This is a genomic window from Bartonella sp. HY328 (assembly GCF_025449335.1).
Classification (GTDB): domain Bacteria; phylum Pseudomonadota; class Alphaproteobacteria; order Rhizobiales; family Rhizobiaceae; genus HY038.
The window spans coordinates 113,864-130,839 of the sequence record NZ_CP104883.1 but is presented as its reverse complement, the minus strand read 5'-3'; the positions used below and the strand labels follow the sequence as shown (position 1 = coordinate 130,839).

The window sequence follows — 16,976 nt, the reverse complement described above, 5'->3', positions numbered from 1 at the left end:
ATGCTTATACAAAAGGTTATGTTTAAATATCGCCTTATTATTTTGCTGATATTTCCGTTCTATATAAATTCAGCTTTTTCTCAAGACAATATTTCTCTTCATCTAACGCATAGTCACATACGCAGTGATTACCTTGATGAATTTATAAGCTGCTTGAATAAAAATAATTTAAATATTTTTAAGTCTGCACCCAAAAATCCTGATTTTCTAATATTTTTCGATAAAGAAGATAAATTATATAAATATTATAAATCATCAATACAAATTAATTTTTATGATGCATATCGAAATGATAATTCAATAAATGAAGATATTATATTATTTTATTATATTGATATAAATAAAAGGCAATTTAAAAAATATTTAATAAAAACAAAAATAGGATTCTGCAGCTAAAAAGAAGTTATGATATTAATATTACTTATCATAATAATAATGCTTTAATTTTGCTGACAAGTTTGAGCGATATTGTAGTTGATAATAAATGGATAGGGATAAACCTTGCGGAAGAAAATAATAAATATTTAGATGCGGTAAATACTATCAAAAATCATTGTCTAAAATGAAGAAATAAAAATAAAATTGCTGTAATAAATTGCGATTATGTCGCCTATGATGGCAAATTTCTGCCCTTTCACGCTTGGGCGTGATTTCCTATGACTGCTATTGAAGCTATTGAAATATTTAACTCTCCTTGTGCTTATTTTTTTGCAAAAATTCCTCATATTTTCTGGGTCAAATTAATGGGGCCTAACCCTTGGCAAGGGTTTTAGGCTGGAATTGGGCTATTTAAAAAAGATCTTGCAATTCATATTTAAAACCATTAATGACTGATGGTCATTTATAATATGGCGATTAGTTAGGTTATGTCTATTTAGTCTTCATGGGGTAGTACGTTCGAAATTGTTTGATTGTGTGCAGTGTAGATCAGTCAAATGGCGATCAACTTTGCTGCCAAAAATTTAGGTCTTGGACCGAGATGTTTAATGAGTTGATAGGATATTTCATGCGTGTGAAAAACGGTGACCAGCACAAGCAAGCAATTATTGCGGCAGCAACGCATTTATTTAGCGGGCGTAGCGTAAAAGATGTTTCCATTGATGACATAGTAAAAACTGCAGGAATAGCTAAGGGGACCTTTTATTTATATTTTACATCGAAAAAGGCTCTGCTTAGCCATTTGGCTGAGGATTGGGTGGGCAAGATGGTAAGCAAAGTAAACGAGATTGCAGCAAGGACTGACATGAGCGCCTTCCAGCTTTTTATTGTTGCATTTTTTTCCTTAAAAGAAATCGAGAATGATCAACCTTATCTCCATGCTGCATTGGATACGGCTAATAATATTGACCTTCATGAGCAGATCAATATCGCCTGGGTCAAACAGATAGGCGTAGCGCTTGCCCCATTGATAGAACGTGGCTGTTGCGAAGGGGATTTTGATGTCGAAGATGCCTTGTCGACGATTCAATTCATTCTGGCTGGTCAAGCTTATTTACTTGGTAATAAGCAGTTTTCATGGAGTGAAGCCGAATGTCAAGCGCATTTTATTGCCGTTTTAAAATTGGCGGAGCGTGCGCTGGGGGTAAAACAGGGCCGCTTGCTTGAGGCCTTTTTAGGCAATGATTTATATCAAAAGAAAGATTAACAAGTGTCCAATCAAAAAAATATTTTACAGCTATTTTCACATCCATGGCAGTTTTATATGATTGTCACAATAGGCTGCTTTGCTCTTTGGTTTACCGCCGCTTGGTTAAGCCATCTTGAAGCAAAATCCTATTGGGTGCCCATTACCATTTTACAATTTGCTGGGCTGATTTTTCCGTTTTTTATATCTTGGCTAATGATACGGAAAAAGACCTTTTTAAAATTAGATTTTTATACTCGTTTAACGCGGTTTTCAAAGTTGCAATTAAAGGCTTGCTTTATTGCGATTATTATCATGTTTGGTAGTATTTTGGGTGCAACGACCATATCCTTATTTTTAGGCTATAGCCCAAGCCAGTTTTTATTGTCAGATCATGCTTCCTTTAGTGCTGGCATTTTTTCAGGCTGGGTTGCATTACTGATTGCGCCAATTATTGAGGAGTTAAGCTGGCACAGCTATGGCACTGATTGCTTGCGTCGCAGTTTCAATATGTTTTGGACTTCGATTATTTTTGCGGTTTATTGGGTGTTTTGGCATATGCCACTTGGCTTCATTGTAAATTATTACCAAGCCAATCTGATAGACGAGGGCTGGCAATATAGTTTGAATTTTGCCGTTAGCTTACTGCCTTTTGTACTTATTATGAATTGGCTTTATTATAGCGCGCGCCGTAGTATTATTGTTGCCATAGTTTTTCATCTTTGTGCAAGTGTTGCCAATGAATTGTTTCAAACTCATCCTGATACAAAAATCATCCAAACTGTGCTTTTGCTTATCTTAACCATTGGATTGCTATATCGTTATCCGCGCATTTTCTTTACAAAATAATGGCTGCGATAAAATCATATTATACCATTTTTCGTTTTTTACATGTGTTTTCCGCTGATTGCAAATATAGGCAGCATGCTGTGCCTCAACCAACTAGGATGAAACCAAAAACGATCATTAAACATTTTCAATCATGTGGGTTATTTAAAAAAAACTCACATGATTACATAATTTGAAAAACAAATGTAAAAGAAAAAAGTGGCGCACCCGAAGAGATTCGAACTCCTGACCCCCAGATTCGTAGTCTGGTGCTCTATCCAGCTGAGCTACGGGTGCATGCCGTTGCAACGTCACTGCGTTGCGCTTGCCGGTGTCTAAAGGTTTCAAATGACAATTGCAAGCCTAAATTTGAAAAAAAAACAATTTTTTATAGACTATTTTATAAGGTGTTGATTTTAATGCGATTTATTTTCATCAAAAATAAAGGTAGCGGAGATGATTAAGCGGTTTTTTTCGCACCATACCATTTTGACAGATTATCCATCGCCATGGGGATGCGAATCCTAAAATGTGTTCCTGGCTCACCATCATCAACAAGCTCAATTGTTCCGCCATGGGCCCGCACCAATTCAAGACAAATTGCTAAACCTAAGCCAGTCCCACCGTGCCCTGTACTGCTATCAAAGGGCGTAAAAAGATGTTCTTTGGCTTTTGCAGGTAATCCTGGCCCATTATCAATAATATCAAGGATAGCTGACTTATTTTCATAGTAAGCGCTAACCGTAATGTCACGCGACTTATCCTTTTCCATTTCTGCCGGCGAGGTCATGGCTTGCACGGCATTGCGAAACAGATTGGTAAGAATACGGTTGAGCTGTTCGCTATCAACTAGCATTTCAAAATCTTCAGGGACTTTATTATGAATATTTACCAATTCTCTACCCGATATGGCAAGGTTTTCCTTTATATCGTTAACAAGCCCATGCAAGGATAATAATTGCAAATTGGGTCTTTGCTCCTGCATTCGCCCATAGGCCATAATGCTTTGTGTATAATTGATTGCCCGATCAATGGTGTGGATCAATTTAGGTGTTAGGCGTTTGCTTAGCGGATCATTAACCTCGGCCAAATGGTCCGAAATTAGCTGAGCTGAGGCTAGAATATTGCGCATATCATGATTAATCTTGGATACTGCAAGGCCAAGATTAGCAAGATGTTTTTGCCGCACGTAATTTTGCTGCAATTCAACTTCAATGTCTGCAAGGCGCCGTTGCGCTACCCCCATTTCATCACGGCGCTTTTCTGGCACAATGATACGGTTTGGATTTTCAGGTTCGGCCACAAAGTCCAGCATGTGTAAATAGATCGCCCGCAAAGGGCGCACCAATAATTCATAGACAATGAGATAAATAATTGTTGTGGCGACAATGGCAATAGTTAAAGAAATTATCGCAAATTTCCATGTAAAACGCAGCATTTCTTCACGCAATTCGCTATTGGTGAAGGTCATAGAAAATACCTGATTATTATCGTCGGTGCGCGCAAAAAGACGAATAATTTTAGGCGTATTAGAAAAAAGAGTTGTCAGGCCACTAATAACTAACTCTGTTTCACTATATTTATTAAGATCAATATTTTGGTCTATTGAATATTCTTGCCCATTAAGCCTTATAGCCACAATAGAACCGTCATCACGAGTTACGGTCAAAGCAAGGGCTTTCGTTGCCGAAAGAACCCTATGCTGTAACTCGTGATCAAGGACAATTCTTTCTTCATTGAGTAAAACATAAGATAGCGCCATAGCTGATTTGGTCTGATTTTCAAGCCAGCGGCTTTGCATATTAGCAATGGAGGGAATAAAAGCCAAAATTTCAGTAATGAGAACTGAAAGCACCATTAAAAGCAATAAGCGTGTGCGAATGCGCGAAAAAAACGGAATTTTATTTTCATGGGCGGCGTGAAAATTTAATGATGCAACCTGACTGGCCGATTTTTTTTGGCTTGACATATTTATGTCAATAGTCGCGGTTTCATTAGTATTTAATATCATGAAAATTAATCCAAATAAATGATAGCTTTGCTTATAATCAGTTTTATCGGGCGGCGAAATATAGAGGGCACCAAGAAAAGTTGGTTTTCCGCTAAACTGGCTTCATTACCAAAATTTAACTGGCGCTTGTGTTGATTATGACACATTAAAGTGATCAGAACAAATCGCAATACCCGTTTTTTGTTTGGAAATGATTTTGACTTTATGCAATAATTTTGCCCCTTAAATTTCATCTTGAGTGGAGTGCAGCGCGAAGTGAAGGCAAGTCATTGAATAGATTGTTGTATTTTAAGAATGTCTTTTTTGTCAATCTATTGCATGCAGCCCTAATGATTTTAAGGCAAAGTATTTAAACCAATAAATTATCCCATTGGCTTTATCAAAAGGTCATTATTAAAAGAGCATTTTTAAAACAGGAGATAAATGATTATGATTCTTTTAAAGGCAATAATATCGAAGTGATCTAAACTAGCTCATATAGTCGTGTATTTTGTAAACATTAAAATTATTTAACTTGATGATTAAAGGTATCTTTACCAAAAATATGTCAAACCATATTGAAATATGATCAGAAAGGCAATTTAAATTTTTCGGAATTTATTTAAATAAAACAATGGGCTAAATCCCGTTTTACTTTATAACTTTTGATTGATGACTTTAAATAAAAACCGACTAAAAACACTAAAACCTAAGTAACTGGCTTCTTGTCATATGGCCGCATTAAAATTGCATAATATTAATACCTATTCGAGCATTTTCACATCAAACGAAACATTGTCACACGCAAACTGAAAATTTCAATGCTGCTTGAATGCATTATTTGAACATATAAAATCAAAGGGCTGAATGGATGAAAATTGGCAAAACCATAATAACGGTTGCCGCTTTAGGTACAGTTAGTGCCTTAGCATCATTAATGGCGATGCCGCTTTTTACCACGTCAGTTATGGCGCAAAACCCTAACCAAAAAGCAGGTGCTGGCAATGCCACTGCGCTTGTGGTGGTGGAGCCCGCCAAAAAAGAAATCATAAATGATCATTTAAGCGCTATTGGCACAAGCCGCGCTGATCAAACAGTTGCAGTTACGCCATGGTCGGCAGGAACGCTTGAAAAATTCTTTGTTAAAGCCGGGCAAAATGTCAAGATCAATGATCCAATTGCCAAACTCGACTCGGATAATGAGGAAATTGCCCTTGAACAAGCCAAGGTGCAGCTAGAAGATGCAAAGCAGGCTTATGAGCGTATTATCCGCTTGCGCGAAACGCAAACCGTATCGCAAGTACAAGAAATTAGCGGCAAGCTTGCACTTGCCAAAGCAGAGTTATCGGTCAAAGATGCTCAATTAACTCTGGAAAGGCGCACTATTCGCGCACCAATTAATGGCATGGTTGGTATTTTACCGATTGACGCAGGTAATTATGTCACCACAGCAACAACAATCGCCAATATTGATAACCGTAGTAAGATATTGGTCGATATTTGGGTACCAGAACGCTATGCGCCATCAATTGAAATTGGTCAATCGATCAGTGCAAAATCTATTGCACGCCCAGGTGACCAGCCCTTTATTGGCACCGTTAGTGCTATTGACAGCAAAATTGATGAGGCAAGTCGCACCTTGCGGGTGCGCTCAGAGATTTTAAACAAGAATGATGTCTTGCGCGGCGGCATGTCCTTTGAGGTAAGCCTCACTTTTCCCGGTGATCCCTATGCCAGTGTTAATCCCCTTGCCATTCAATGGAGTGGTTCAGGAGCTTATGTTTGGCGAATTAAAGATAATAAAGCCTTTAAAACTCCTGTATCAATCATTCAGCGCAATTCTAATAATGTATTGGTCAATGGCGGAATTGAAGCGGGGGATAATATTGTTATCCAAGGCGTGCAGTCACTGCGCGAGGGTATAGAAGTGCGCTTTGATAATCCGCAAGCAAGTGGTACACAAGCTGATAATAATAGACAAGAGCCAACCACTAAGGGCGATAAAGAAGCCAAAGCGGATGGTACCAATGCAAAATAACAATTCCCTTGATAAAGATGGCATGAGCGAAACAAAAAAGCCAAAGACAACCAGCAAGGGTGGCTTTGTTAATCTATTCATTCGCCGGCCAGTTTTCGCCTTTGTTGTTAATGCCCTGATTGTTGTTGCGGGTCTTGCAGCCCTTTCTGGTGTTGATATTCGCGAATTGCCCGATGTTGACCGCCCTGCGGTTACTGTTGCAACAGATTTTACTGGTGCATCTGCTGAAACCATTGACCGTGAAATTACCCAAGTTTTAGAAGATGCTGTGGCGCGCGTTACAGGCGTTAAGACCATTTCATCGCGTTCATCCTTTGCGCGCAGTCGCGTGACGGTAGAATTTAATGATGGTGTTGATCTTAATGTAGCAGCAGCGGATATTCGTGATGCCATTTCGCGCGTTACCAATGATCTGCCGGAAGCCGCGGACGCATCACGCATCATTAAGGCGGATTCCAATGCCGATGCAGTAATGCGCCTTGCTGTGATGTCTGATAGAATGAGCGTTGATGATTTAACCGTTCTTGCCGACGATCAGATTGCTGATACGCTTTCTGCTGTTGCTGGCGTTGCCGATGTGCAAATGTTTGGTGATCGGGATAAGATTTTCCGCATTGATATTGATCAGGCACGCCTTGCCAGTTACGGTTTGACGGTTGGTAATATTACCACAACCTTGTCAGATATGGCGCTTGACGCTCCAGCTGGATCATTGCGCAGTTCTGACCAATCCTTGGTGGTGCGTGCAACGGCTAATCTTTCAACGCCGCAAGCTTTTGAAAATGTTTATATTACCCCCAAAATTCGCATTGGCGATGTTGCCAATGTTACCTTAGGGCCTGATGTTGAAACGTCAATTGTGAATGCCAATGGTCGTTCTGCCGTTGGGCTTGGTATTATCCGGCAAGCGCAATCTAATACTTTTGATATTTCTAAGGGCATTACGCAGGCAGTTGCAGAGCTCAACAAAACCTTGCCTGATGGCGTTGAAGTGCGCATCACCAGTGATGATGCCAATTTCATCAAAGGCGCAATTCATGAGGTTGAAATTGCCTTGATCGTTGCCATTCTTGGCGTCATCGTGGTTATTTTCTTATTTCTTTGGGATGTTCGGGCAACGCTTATTCCAGCCTTATCAATTCCCGTTGCACTTATCGGTACTATTGCCGCTATTTATTTAGTCGGTTTTTCCATCAATATTTTAACCTTGCTGGCACTGGTACTGGCAACGGGGCTTGTGGTTGATGATGCGATTGTGGTGTTAGAAAATATTGTTCGCCGCCGTAATATGGGCATCGGTCCACGTGCGGCTTCAGTTTTGGGTACTAATGAAGTGTTTTTTGCCGTTGTCGCAACCACTCTTACCCTTGCTGCGGTATTCATTCCAATTTCGTTTTTGCCAGGTCAAGCTGGTGGTCTATTTAAAGAGTTTGGCTTTGTGCTAGCTATTGCGATTTTGTTATCGGCAGTCGTCTCGCTTACCCTTTGCCCAATGTTAGCATCGCGGTTTTTAAAAGAGCATAAGGCCAATGAAAGCGATCATCACGAGCCATTATTGTTTCAAAAAATAGGTGGTTTTATTGGCGGTTTTTATCGCAAAACTCTGAAATTTTGTTTAAACCAACCTTTAATGGTGATTGTCGCTTCAATCGTTTTTGCCGGACTTTCATGGGCAGGTTTTAATACATTGCAGCAAGAGCTTACGCCATCGGAAGATCGCTCATCTATCTTTCTATCAATTGAAGGACCACAGGGTATTTCGGTTGATTATCTTAATGACCAATTCAAGCAAATTGAGGCTATTCTTTCGCCCTTGCGAGAAAATGGTGAAATTGTTAGCACCTATTCCGTAGCAGGTACGGGCGGTTCGACCAATCGCGGTGTTATTATTTTAACCCTTGCACCATGGAATGATCGCTCGCGCAGTCAACAGGAAATTATTGGCGACATTAATACCGCCATGCGCAAGTTTCCATCGGTGCGCGTTCTTACCCGTGAAGGCAACAGCCTTGGCATTCGTGGTGCGGGTAATGGTTTGCAATTTGCAATTTTAGGGCAGGATTACGCAACCTTGCAACCTGCGGCAGAGGCAATTATTGCCAAAATGCAGCAAAACCCCAACTTCTTACAACCACGCCTAGCGGTTGATGCAACACAGCCACAATTATTTATTGATATAGATCGCGCCCGCGCCTCCGATCTTGGCATTGATATTTCTGGTATGGCACAAACCGTGCAATCTATGCTGGACGGGCGCAAAATTGGCTCGGTCTATGTGGGTGATCGTAGTTATGATGTAAAAATCGTATCCTCTACCCATCCAGTTAATGATCCAAGCGATCTTGAAAATATCTATATGAAAACCAGCGATAGCCGTTTTGTGCCAGTTTCAGCTATTGCTAGTGTTGATGAGCGACCCGTACCACCAGAGTTGCAACGTGAATCACGTATGCGGGCGGTAACATTGACCACCAATCTTGCTCCGGACTATGCCCTTGGAACTGCTTATCAAGATGTCTTAGCTATTGCGAAAAATGAGTTACCATCAGGTAGTTATATTTTGCCTCTTGCTGAAGCCGCAACCCTTGGTGAAACATCGGCTGGTCTTATTTTGATTTTTGGCTTTGCGATTGTGATTATTTTATTGGTTTTGGCAGCACAATTTGAAAGCTTTATTTCTGGTATTATTGTTATGGCAACCGTTCCACTTGGACTTGGCTGTGCAGTTATCGCAATGATGATTTCTGGAGTTAGTCTTAATGTTTATAGCCAGATTGGTTTAGTCTTGCTTGTTGGTATCATGGCCAAAAACGGTATTTTAATTGTTGAATTTGCCGACCAATTGCGTGATCGTGGTACGAATGTGCGCCAAGCGATTGAGGAAGCTGCCAATATTCGCTTACGACCCGTGTCGATGACTATGATATGTGCTATTCTTGGCGGTGTGCCGCTAGTTTTGGCATCAGGAGCTGGTGCTGAGGCGCGTATTGCACTTGGCTGGGTTATTGTTGGTGGACTTGGGCTAGCTACCATCGCCACGCTTTACGTAACCCCAGTTGCCTATTTGCTGCTTGGTCGCTTTATTCGCCCCAAAGCCGAAGAAGAAGCACGCCTTGATCAAGAATTACACCATGCCAACAATCATCAAAGCGCACATTAAAGCACCTTCTGCCTATGTGCGGATCATGGTAGTTTTTGAAAAAAACGCCTAAATAGCTTTAAAAGGATTATCTAATTTATAGTTTTTTTGAAAAATTAATTAAATCCTGTATGATAAGTAAGAAATGTATATTTATAAACGGTTTAATAACTCTTGCTATGAAATGATAGGTTTGATCATTGCAAAAGGGGATTATCATGAGTTATTTTGGGCATAAGAATGTTAGACAAAGTCAGCATGATGCACCTAATGCTAAAGGAGCATCACGCCGCCAATTAATTATTGGTTCAGCTTTTGCCATGCTTGGTGCAAGTTTCGGCGCGAGTTTCCTTGGCGTTTCTCCGGCTTTTGCTGATGCTGGTTTTATGCGCTGGATTGAGCAGTTTAGGGCCACAGCGCGTCAATCAGGTATTAGCGATAAAACCTTTAATCTTGCTTTTCGCGGCGTTACCGCGCCAGATCCTGAAGTTTTGCAAAAGGCAGCATGGCAACCCGAATTTAAAGATCCGACATGGAATTATTTTGATAATCGTGTTCAAGATGAAGCAATAGCTCAAGGGCAAGCCCATGGTCGCCAATGGGCAAAAGTTCTCAATGTTATTGAACAGCGCTTTGGTGTTAGCCGTTATATTTTGCTGGCTATCTGGTCAATGGAATCAAATTATGGCGCCGCCTTAAAGCGCGATGATATTATGCGTGATGCTATACGCTCACTCGCAACCCTTGCTTATGGCTATCCCAAGCGGGCAAAATTTGGCCGTACGCAATTAATAGCAGCAATGCAAATCTTGCAAAGTGGTGATATTGACCGTTCGCATTTAACTGGTTCTTGGGCTGGTGCTTTAGGACACACCCAATTTATTCCTACCAGTTATTTAGATTATGCGGTTGATATTGATGGCGATGGCAGGCGTGATATTTGGAATTCTATTCCTGATGCATTGGGAACTGCTGCTAATTTGCTCCACAAAAATGGTTGGCAGAGTGGCAAAACTTGGGGTTATGAAGTTATATTACCAGCTACGGGCAAATTCCCTAGTGGATCATTACGCCTTGCTGAATGGCAGCGTCTTGGTTTGCGCCGTGCCAATGGCTCTGCATTTCCTTTTCCTAACGATTCAGCAACTCTTAAATTACCTGATGGACGCGAAGGGCCAGTATTTTTGGTAACTAAGAATTTTAATGTCATTAAACGCTATAATTCAGCTGATCGTTATGCTTTTGCCGTGGGCTTATTAGCAGATAGAATTGCTGGCTATGGTGGTTTGGTGCGTGATTGGAACCGCCCTTTTACGCCCATCAGCATGAGCGAGCGTCAAGAATTGCAAAACCATCTTAAAATTCTTGGTTATTATAATGGCCCGATTGATGGACGCATTGGTGAGGCTTCAAAAACAGCAATCCAAGCTTTCCAAAAACGTAATGGCTTAAAAGCGGATGGCCACCCCAGCCGTGAGGTTTTAAGTATTTTAAGACGACGCTAATCGCCAACAACAATGATCTTAAGCTAAATGTCGATTGTAGATTTTTGACTATAATTATTTTAGCGTTTTCCGAAAAGTGTGAAGCGGTTTTCGGACAAAAAACGCGGTGTAAACAAAGGATTAGAGCGCCGATCTGATCCAGTCAGATCGAAAAGCACTCTAATGGCAAAGGCATTTTTTTAGAAAAAATAAAGGGCCGGTTGAGCGGCCCTATTTATAAATCAAAGTGCAATAAATGCTAAATGTCAAAACGTGCCGTCACGGGCACATGGTCGGATGGCTTTTCCCAGCCGCGTGCTTCTATTTTTATATCGATAGCCTTTAAATGACTAACCAAATCTTTTGATCCCCAGATATGATCAAGACGGCGACCACGATTAGCAGCCTGCCAATCTTTTGCGCGATAACTCCACCAAGTGTAAAGCTTATCTTCAGGTGGAATAATTTCACGCATTAAATCAACCCATGCACCTTGATGAAGGACTTTATTTAGCCCTTCAACCTCAATCGGTGTATGGCTAACAATTTTTAACAATTGCTTATGCGACCAAACATCGTTTTCAAGGGGTGCAATATTCAAATCACCAACCAAAATGGAAGATATGCCATCATTTTCATCCGCGCGGATTGCCAGCATTTCTTCTAAAAAAGCAAGCTTATGAGCAAATTTGGGGTTAATTTCCGGATCAGGCTCATCACCACCAGCAGGAACATAAAAATTATGCAAACGAATTTTTTTACTGCCCGTCTCAAAAACCACTGACACATAACGTCTATCATCAATAGTACAGAAAAGCCTTGTTTTCATATTACTCAATGGTAAGCGTGATAGGATTGCAACGCCATGATAGCCTTTTTGGCCGCTAATCGCCATATGTTCATAACCGGCAGCCCTAAAGTTTTTAGATGGAAAGGCATCATCAGGACATTTTGTTTCCTGTAAGCATAAAATATCAGGTTTTTCTTGGTTTAAAAAATCAAGCACGATATTTTCGCGCAATCGCACCGAATTAATATTCCAAGTGGTGATTGATAGAGTCATGGGATTTAAAACGTTCCTTGCAAGTACCAGTAGGACAACAACCGGGCTATTTTTATAGCTGCTTTAGGGTTAGAACCTATTATATTATAAAAAACGTAAAATAGCGCAAAACTATATAAATACAAGTATAATTACTATTGAAGTTCTTCACAACCCGTTACAATAAAATGCCTTATATATTTTATTGGCGTTTTCATTTTCGGTGATGGTCGCCAAAGCAATCACCACAAGCGGCAAGGGTTTCAATAACGCGGCAATCGTGAATGGTGTGGTTTTCACATTTTTCGGTCATGCGCAATAATTCTTTTTCCAATAGTTTTAACCGTTCAATGCGTTGGCGCACTGCTTGCAATTGGGTCATAGCAATATGATCGGCTTCGCCGCAGGGTTGCTCTGGATGTTTTGACAATTTAATCAATTGCCTTATCGCCTCTATCGAAAAGCCAAGCTCACGTGCATGAAGGATGAAAAGCAGCCGATTATAGTGCTTTTCGTCATAGCGCCGTTGGTTGCCGCTGGTGCGTTCAGCTTCGTCCAAAAGACCAATTTTTTCATAATAGCGAATGGTTTCAATGTTGCAGCCAGTGCGTTTTGCCAATTCGCCTATAGAATTTTGCCGCATGGTCATTTTTCCTCTTGAACCTGTAGTTACTACAGGGATTACATAAGAAAGACAGGAATAAAATACCAGCCTTTAGTTGGAATGAAAGGCTAAAATTGGAGCTTATACCATGTCAAACAGTGAATTTACGCAAAAAAGGCAAAATGTAGAGGATGACAAACATAGCCTTAAGCGCGATCACGGGCACGATCACAACCATGAGCACGATTGCCACCATGATCACGATCACGGGCATAACCATGATCACGATCATCACCATGACCAGAAAAGCGAACTTATTGAAAGTGACGAAAATATCCCCCAACAAGGCGACATGGTTTGGGCAATTAAAGGCATGGATTGCGCTGCCTGTACAGTAAAAATCACTAATGCAATGAAAAATATGCAAGGGGTGGATAATATACGCGTATCATTAATGCGCGAAACCTTATCTTTACAAATAGATGAAAGCAAAGCTACACCACAACAAATTGAAAAGACAATTGCTAGCCTTGGTTATAGTGCTAAGCTTTTAAACGAGCAAAAGCCACACAATATAACAGATGACGTTGTTTGGTGGCAAACTGCCAAAGCACGCATGGCTTTTTCAGCGTTTAGCCTTGTTATTCTTGCCTATATTATTAGCTTTTTAAAACCGCAATGGAGTGCGCCTGCTTTCACCGCCGCTAGTTTAATTGCCCTTTATCCTGTTGCCAGCCGCGCCTTTGCCGCCATGCGCACGGGTAGTTTTTTTACAATTGAAATGCTGATTACCATTGCCGCTATAGGTGCAGTTTTTATCAATGCTGCGGAGGAAGCCGCCATTGTTATTGTACTTTTCTTGATTGGCGAATTATTAGAAGGGGTTGCGGCAGGGCGTGCCCGCGCGGGCATCAAAGCATTGCATGACCTTGCCCCTAAAACTGCTTTTATTGAAACAAAAGAAAGGCTTATCGAAACATCGGTTGATGCTTTGAAAATTAACGATATTATTATTGCCCGCACTGGTGATAGGATTGCTGCCGATGGCGTGGTTCTTGATGGTATATCAAGTGTAAATGAAGCACCGATAACCGGTGAATCAATGCCAAAGGTAAAAGAGCAAGGCGATAGTGTTTTTGCTGGTTCAATTAATCTTGGTGATGCCTTAAAAATCAAAGTGTTAAAAAATGCGAGCGATAATACCATTGCCCGCATTATTGAACTGGTTGAAAGTGCCCAAGAAGCGAAAGCTCCAACCGAGCGCTTTATTGACAATTTTGCCCGCTATTATATGCCGATTATTGTTGGCATCTCTTTGCTTACTGCATTAATACCACCGCTAGTGTTTGATGGTGATTGGCAAACATGGATTTATAAAGCCCTTGCTTTATTGTTGATTGGTTGCCCATGCGCTTTGGTTATTTCGGTTCCAGCTTCCATTGCATCGGCTTTAGCAAGCGGTACCAAACGTGGATTATTAATTAAAGGTGGGCAAGTTTTAGAAACGCTTGCTAAAACAAGCATTATTGCCTTTGATAAAACTGGTACGCTCACCAATGGCACGCCAATCGTTAGCAAAGTATTTGCAGTCAATAATAATGCGCTTTATGAAAACGCTGGCCATATCGTTAGTATTGCCAGTGCCATGGAAAGCATATCTAGCCACCCGCTTGCTCAAGCTATTATCACTTATGCAGCAGAGCATGATATCAAGCCATATGATTTAAGCAATATTAGTACGTTGCAAGGCAAGGGCCTAATTGCCAATTATAATGACAAAACACTGTTTCTTGGTGCGCCACGCTTTGCCAAAGATTATGCTGCCTTAACGCCATTGATTGAGGCGGAAATTACCAAGTTAGAAGAAAATGGCAATACAACAATCGTACTTATAGAACAAAGTGCAGTCATTGGCATTATTGCAATACGTGATGAACCAAGAATAGACGCAAAGTCGGCAATGGCCGCCTTAAAAAAGCTTAACATAAAGCCACTTATGCTAACGGGTGACAATAGCCGCACAGCAAATGCTATTAGCCAAGAGCTTGGCATAGAAGCCTATAGCGAATTGCTACCGGAAACGAAATCAAAAATTATTGCCGAGTTAAAAACCAAAGGCTTAACCGCAATGGTGGGCGATGGCATTAATGATGCACCAGCGCTTGCCTTGGCAAATACTGGCATTGCCATGGGGTCTGGTACTGATGTTGCACTTGAAACGGCAGACGCTGCCATTTTGCGTAATCGTGTTAGCGATGTTGTAACCTTAATAAAAATGGCAAAAGCCACGATGCGTAATATTCACCAAAATGTTGCCATTGCGCTGGGCTTAAAAATTATATTTTTGCTTGCTACTTTATTTTGGTTTACCGATTTATGGTTAGCCATTTTTGCTGATACGGGTGCAACCTTGCTTGTAACTTTAAATGCTTTGCGGCTCTTAGCTTGGAAAAGGGATTAAGGTAGTTTAGCTCTTGGGTTAAAAATTATGGGCAATGATTGTTAAAATAATGCCCATAATTATCCTAAAGCAACTTACTGCCCTTAGGATTCATTCTGGAACTTGTAGTATTATAGGTTTTTGTTTGTATTTTAAAATGCGAATAGCTACTTGGTTTAGCGTTAAAAAGCTTTAAGCTTAGATTTGCGGTTTTTTAAAAATCTGCTAAGTTCAACCACCCAAAAAACTGTCGCCGTTTAAAAGGATAGCCCCATGCAATTAAAACGCAATATTCCTGTAACCATCTTAACTGGTTTTCTAGGATCTGGTAAAACTACCCTTTTAAACACCTTGTTGCGCGATAATCTGCTTAAAGATAGCGCTGTTATTATTAATGAATTTGGTGAAGTGGGCATTGATCATCTTTTGGTTGAAAAGGCTGATGAAGGGATCATTTCGCTTTCTGATGGTTGTTTATGCTGCACTATTCGTGGTGATCTTGTTGATACGCTTGCAGAATTAATTGACAAATTACAAATGGGGCAAATCAATCATTTAACTCGCATCATTATTGAAACAACGGGTCTTGCGGATCCTGCGCCAATTTTACAAATATTGCTTGCTCATCCGATTATTATTGAAGCGTTACAGCTCGATGGTGTTATTACCACTCTGGATGCGGTAAATGGCATTAAAACTTTGGAAACCTACCAAGAAGCTGTCAAACAATTAGCCGTTGCTGATCGAGTCATTATTACCAAAGCAGATATGGTTGAAGGAAAGGCTCATTTAGCCGATTTAAAAAGCAAAATTACAGCCATTAATCCGCGTGCTGAGATTTACTTAAGTAGCGATATAGAACACCATATTGGCGATTTATTCCGCGCCGGTATTTATGATATTGATAATAAAACTGCTGATGTCAAACGCTGGCTTGCCGATGAGGAACGCCTTGACCATCATAATGATGCCCATAACCACGATGAGCATCATCACAACCATCATCACCATGACCACAGCCATCATCATGATGATGTAAACCGCCATAGCGATAAAATTCGCTCATTTAGCCTTACCCATAATCAACCCGTTGATTATGCTGCGATTGAAGCCTTTGTGGATTTAATGCGCGCATCGCAAGGCGAGCGTATTTTGCGGATGAAAGGTATTGTCCAAACCATTAAACGGCCAGACCAACCATTGATAATTCATGGTGTGCAGGGCATGTTCCATCCACCAAAACGCCTTGATAATTGGCCAGATAATAAGCCCGAGACGCGCCTTGTGATTATTGGTGATGGTTTAGATGAAACCTATGTCCGCGGGCTTTTTGATGCATTTTTAAATCGACCTGCGATTGATACTGCCGATAGACAAGCATTAAGCGATAACCCGCTCATTATTCCTGGTTATAAGTTTTAGGATCACTATTGACTAGGGTCAGGACCTATTAATTTGAACGAAATGGTATGAGGAAATTTTTGTGAGAACAAGAGAAGATCCGCCGAGAAATATGAATATTTTCAAGGAACTTCGACAAAGTTATCGCGAAAATTTACTTGTATCCTGAAAGGACACAAAAACAGCTGTAATCTACTGCGTCGTAAAGCTCAAATGGGTATACCACCCACTTTTCGCTTTCCTCCTTGTATATTTTTGCTGTTTATTGTGCCATTTCATTTAAATTAATAGGTTCTGACCCTATTTTTAATCAATGGACTTTGCCTTTAATCATCCGCAGCTGTTCACTCGCAGCGGATGATTAACTGAGTTATATTTAACTCTTA

General features: G+C 40.6%; 11 protein-coding genes and 1 tRNA gene. 8 read left to right on the top strand and 4 right to left on the bottom strand.

What is annotated here, in order from left to right; all coding sequences use genetic code 11:
* The 3 genes from N5852_RS00500 to N5852_RS00490 all read left to right on the top strand — a co-directional run bounded on the left by N5852_RS00500 (window position 1) and on the right by N5852_RS00490 (window position 2,473).
* Complete coding sequence (locus N5852_RS00500) at window positions 1-396, top strand: hypothetical protein (protein WP_262098397.1); 396 nt, start codon at window positions 1-3, stop codon at window positions 394-396.
* A 610-nt stretch (window positions 397-1,006) separates the two neighbouring features.
* The gene (locus tag N5852_RS00495; RefSeq protein ID WP_262098395.1) at window positions 1,007-1,645 is read left to right on the top strand and encodes a TetR/AcrR family transcriptional regulator; all 639 of its coding nucleotides are present in this window, start codon (window positions 1,007-1,009) and stop codon (window positions 1,643-1,645) included.
* 57 nt (window positions 1,646-1,702) lie between these two features.
* Entirely contained in the window at window positions 1,703-2,473 is a 771-nt protein-coding gene (locus N5852_RS00490; protein WP_262098392.1) for a CPBP family intramembrane glutamic endopeptidase, read from the top strand.
* Window positions 2,474-2,672: 199 nt separating this feature from the next.
* Here N5852_RS00490 and N5852_RS00485 read toward each other — a convergent pair.
* Window positions 2,673-2,749: transfer RNA gene (locus N5852_RS00485), tRNA-Arg, on the bottom strand.
* 163 nt (window positions 2,750-2,912) lie between these two features.
* Window positions 2,913-4,463, bottom strand: a complete 1,551-nt coding sequence (locus N5852_RS00480) for a sensor histidine kinase (RefSeq protein WP_262098390.1) — start codon at window positions 4,461-4,463, stop codon at window positions 2,913-2,915.
* An 850-nt stretch (window positions 4,464-5,313) separates the two neighbouring features.
* Here N5852_RS00480 and N5852_RS00475 point away from each other — a divergent pair.
* The 3 genes from N5852_RS00475 to N5852_RS00465 all read left to right on the top strand — a co-directional run bounded on the left by N5852_RS00475 (window position 5,314) and on the right by N5852_RS00465 (window position 11,124).
* Entirely contained in the window at window positions 5,314-6,480 is a 1,167-nt protein-coding gene (locus N5852_RS00475; RefSeq protein WP_262098388.1) for an efflux RND transporter periplasmic adaptor subunit, read from the top strand.
* A 22-nt stretch (window positions 6,481-6,502) separates the two neighbouring features.
* A complete protein-coding gene (locus tag N5852_RS00470; protein WP_262099787.1) occupies window positions 6,503-9,640 on the top strand; it encodes an efflux RND transporter permease subunit in 3,138 nt (1,045 codons plus the stop codon).
* A gap of 299 nt (window positions 9,641-9,939) precedes the next feature.
* On the top strand, window positions 9,940-11,124 hold the full coding sequence (locus tag N5852_RS00465) for a lytic murein transglycosylase (protein ID WP_315973252.1): 1,185 nt from the start codon (window positions 9,940-9,942) through the stop codon (window positions 11,122-11,124).
* Window positions 11,125-11,362: 238 nt separating this feature from the next.
* Here the strand turns inward: N5852_RS00465 and xth are convergent, their stop codons facing one another.
* Both xth and N5852_RS00455 read right to left on the bottom strand, forming a co-directional pair.
* Window positions 11,363-12,166: an exodeoxyribonuclease III gene (xth, locus tag N5852_RS00460; RefSeq protein WP_262098386.1), complete on the bottom strand. Its 804-nt coding sequence runs from the start codon at window positions 12,164-12,166 to the stop codon at window positions 11,363-11,365.
* A gap of 193 nt (window positions 12,167-12,359) precedes the next feature.
* Window positions 12,360-12,788: a MerR family transcriptional regulator gene (locus N5852_RS00455; RefSeq protein ID WP_262098384.1), complete on the bottom strand. Its 429-nt coding sequence runs from the start codon at window positions 12,786-12,788 to the stop codon at window positions 12,360-12,362.
* A gap of 109 nt (window positions 12,789-12,897) precedes the next feature.
* Between N5852_RS00455 and N5852_RS00450 the strand changes: the two genes are divergently transcribed.
* A complete protein-coding gene (locus N5852_RS00450) occupies window positions 12,898-15,210 on the top strand; it encodes a heavy metal translocating P-type ATPase (RefSeq protein WP_262098382.1) in 2,313 nt (770 codons plus the stop codon).
* Between the two features lie 252 nt (window positions 15,211-15,462).
* Window positions 15,463-16,611, top strand: coding sequence for a CobW family GTP-binding protein (locus N5852_RS00445; RefSeq protein WP_262098381.1), 1,149 nt, complete (start codon window positions 15,463-15,465; stop codon window positions 16,609-16,611).
* Window positions 16,612-16,976 lie beyond the last annotated feature (365 nt).

What these genes read in the sequence shown, in the direction of transcription:
- N5852_RS00490 (WP_262098392.1), top strand. Translation starts at nt 1,703, where the DNA reads ATGATTGTCACAATAGGCTGCTTTGCTCTTTGGTTTACCGCCGCTTGG.
- N5852_RS00445 (WP_262098381.1), top strand. Translation starts at nt 15,463, where the DNA reads ATGCAATTAAAACGCAATATTCCTGTAACCATCTTAACTGGTTTTCTA.
- N5852_RS00480 (WP_262098390.1), bottom strand. Translation starts at nt 4,463, where the DNA reads ATGATATTAAATACTAATGAAACCGCGACTATTGACATAAATATGTCA.
- N5852_RS00465 (WP_315973252.1), top strand. Translation starts at nt 9,940, where the DNA reads ATGCTTGGTGCAAGTTTCGGCGCGAGTTTCCTTGGCGTTTCTCCGGCT.
- N5852_RS00470 (WP_262099787.1), top strand. Translation starts at nt 6,503, where the DNA reads ATGAGCGAAACAAAAAAGCCAAAGACAACCAGCAAGGGTGGCTTTGTT.
- N5852_RS00500 (WP_262098397.1), top strand. Translation starts at nt 1, where the DNA reads ATGCTTATACAAAAGGTTATGTTTAAATATCGCCTTATTATTTTGCTG.
- N5852_RS00475 (WP_262098388.1), top strand. Translation starts at nt 5,314, where the DNA reads ATGAAAATTGGCAAAACCATAATAACGGTTGCCGCTTTAGGTACAGTT.
- xth (WP_262098386.1), bottom strand. Translation starts at nt 12,166, where the DNA reads ATGACTCTATCAATCACCACTTGGAATATTAATTCGGTGCGATTGCGC.
- N5852_RS00450 (WP_262098382.1), top strand. Translation starts at nt 12,898, where the DNA reads ATGTCAAACAGTGAATTTACGCAAAAAAGGCAAAATGTAGAGGATGAC.
- N5852_RS00455 (WP_262098384.1), bottom strand. Translation starts at nt 12,788, where the DNA reads ATGCGGCAAAATTCTATAGGCGAATTGGCAAAACGCACTGGCTGCAAC.
- N5852_RS00495 (WP_262098395.1), top strand. Translation starts at nt 1,007, where the DNA reads ATGCGTGTGAAAAACGGTGACCAGCACAAGCAAGCAATTATTGCGGCA.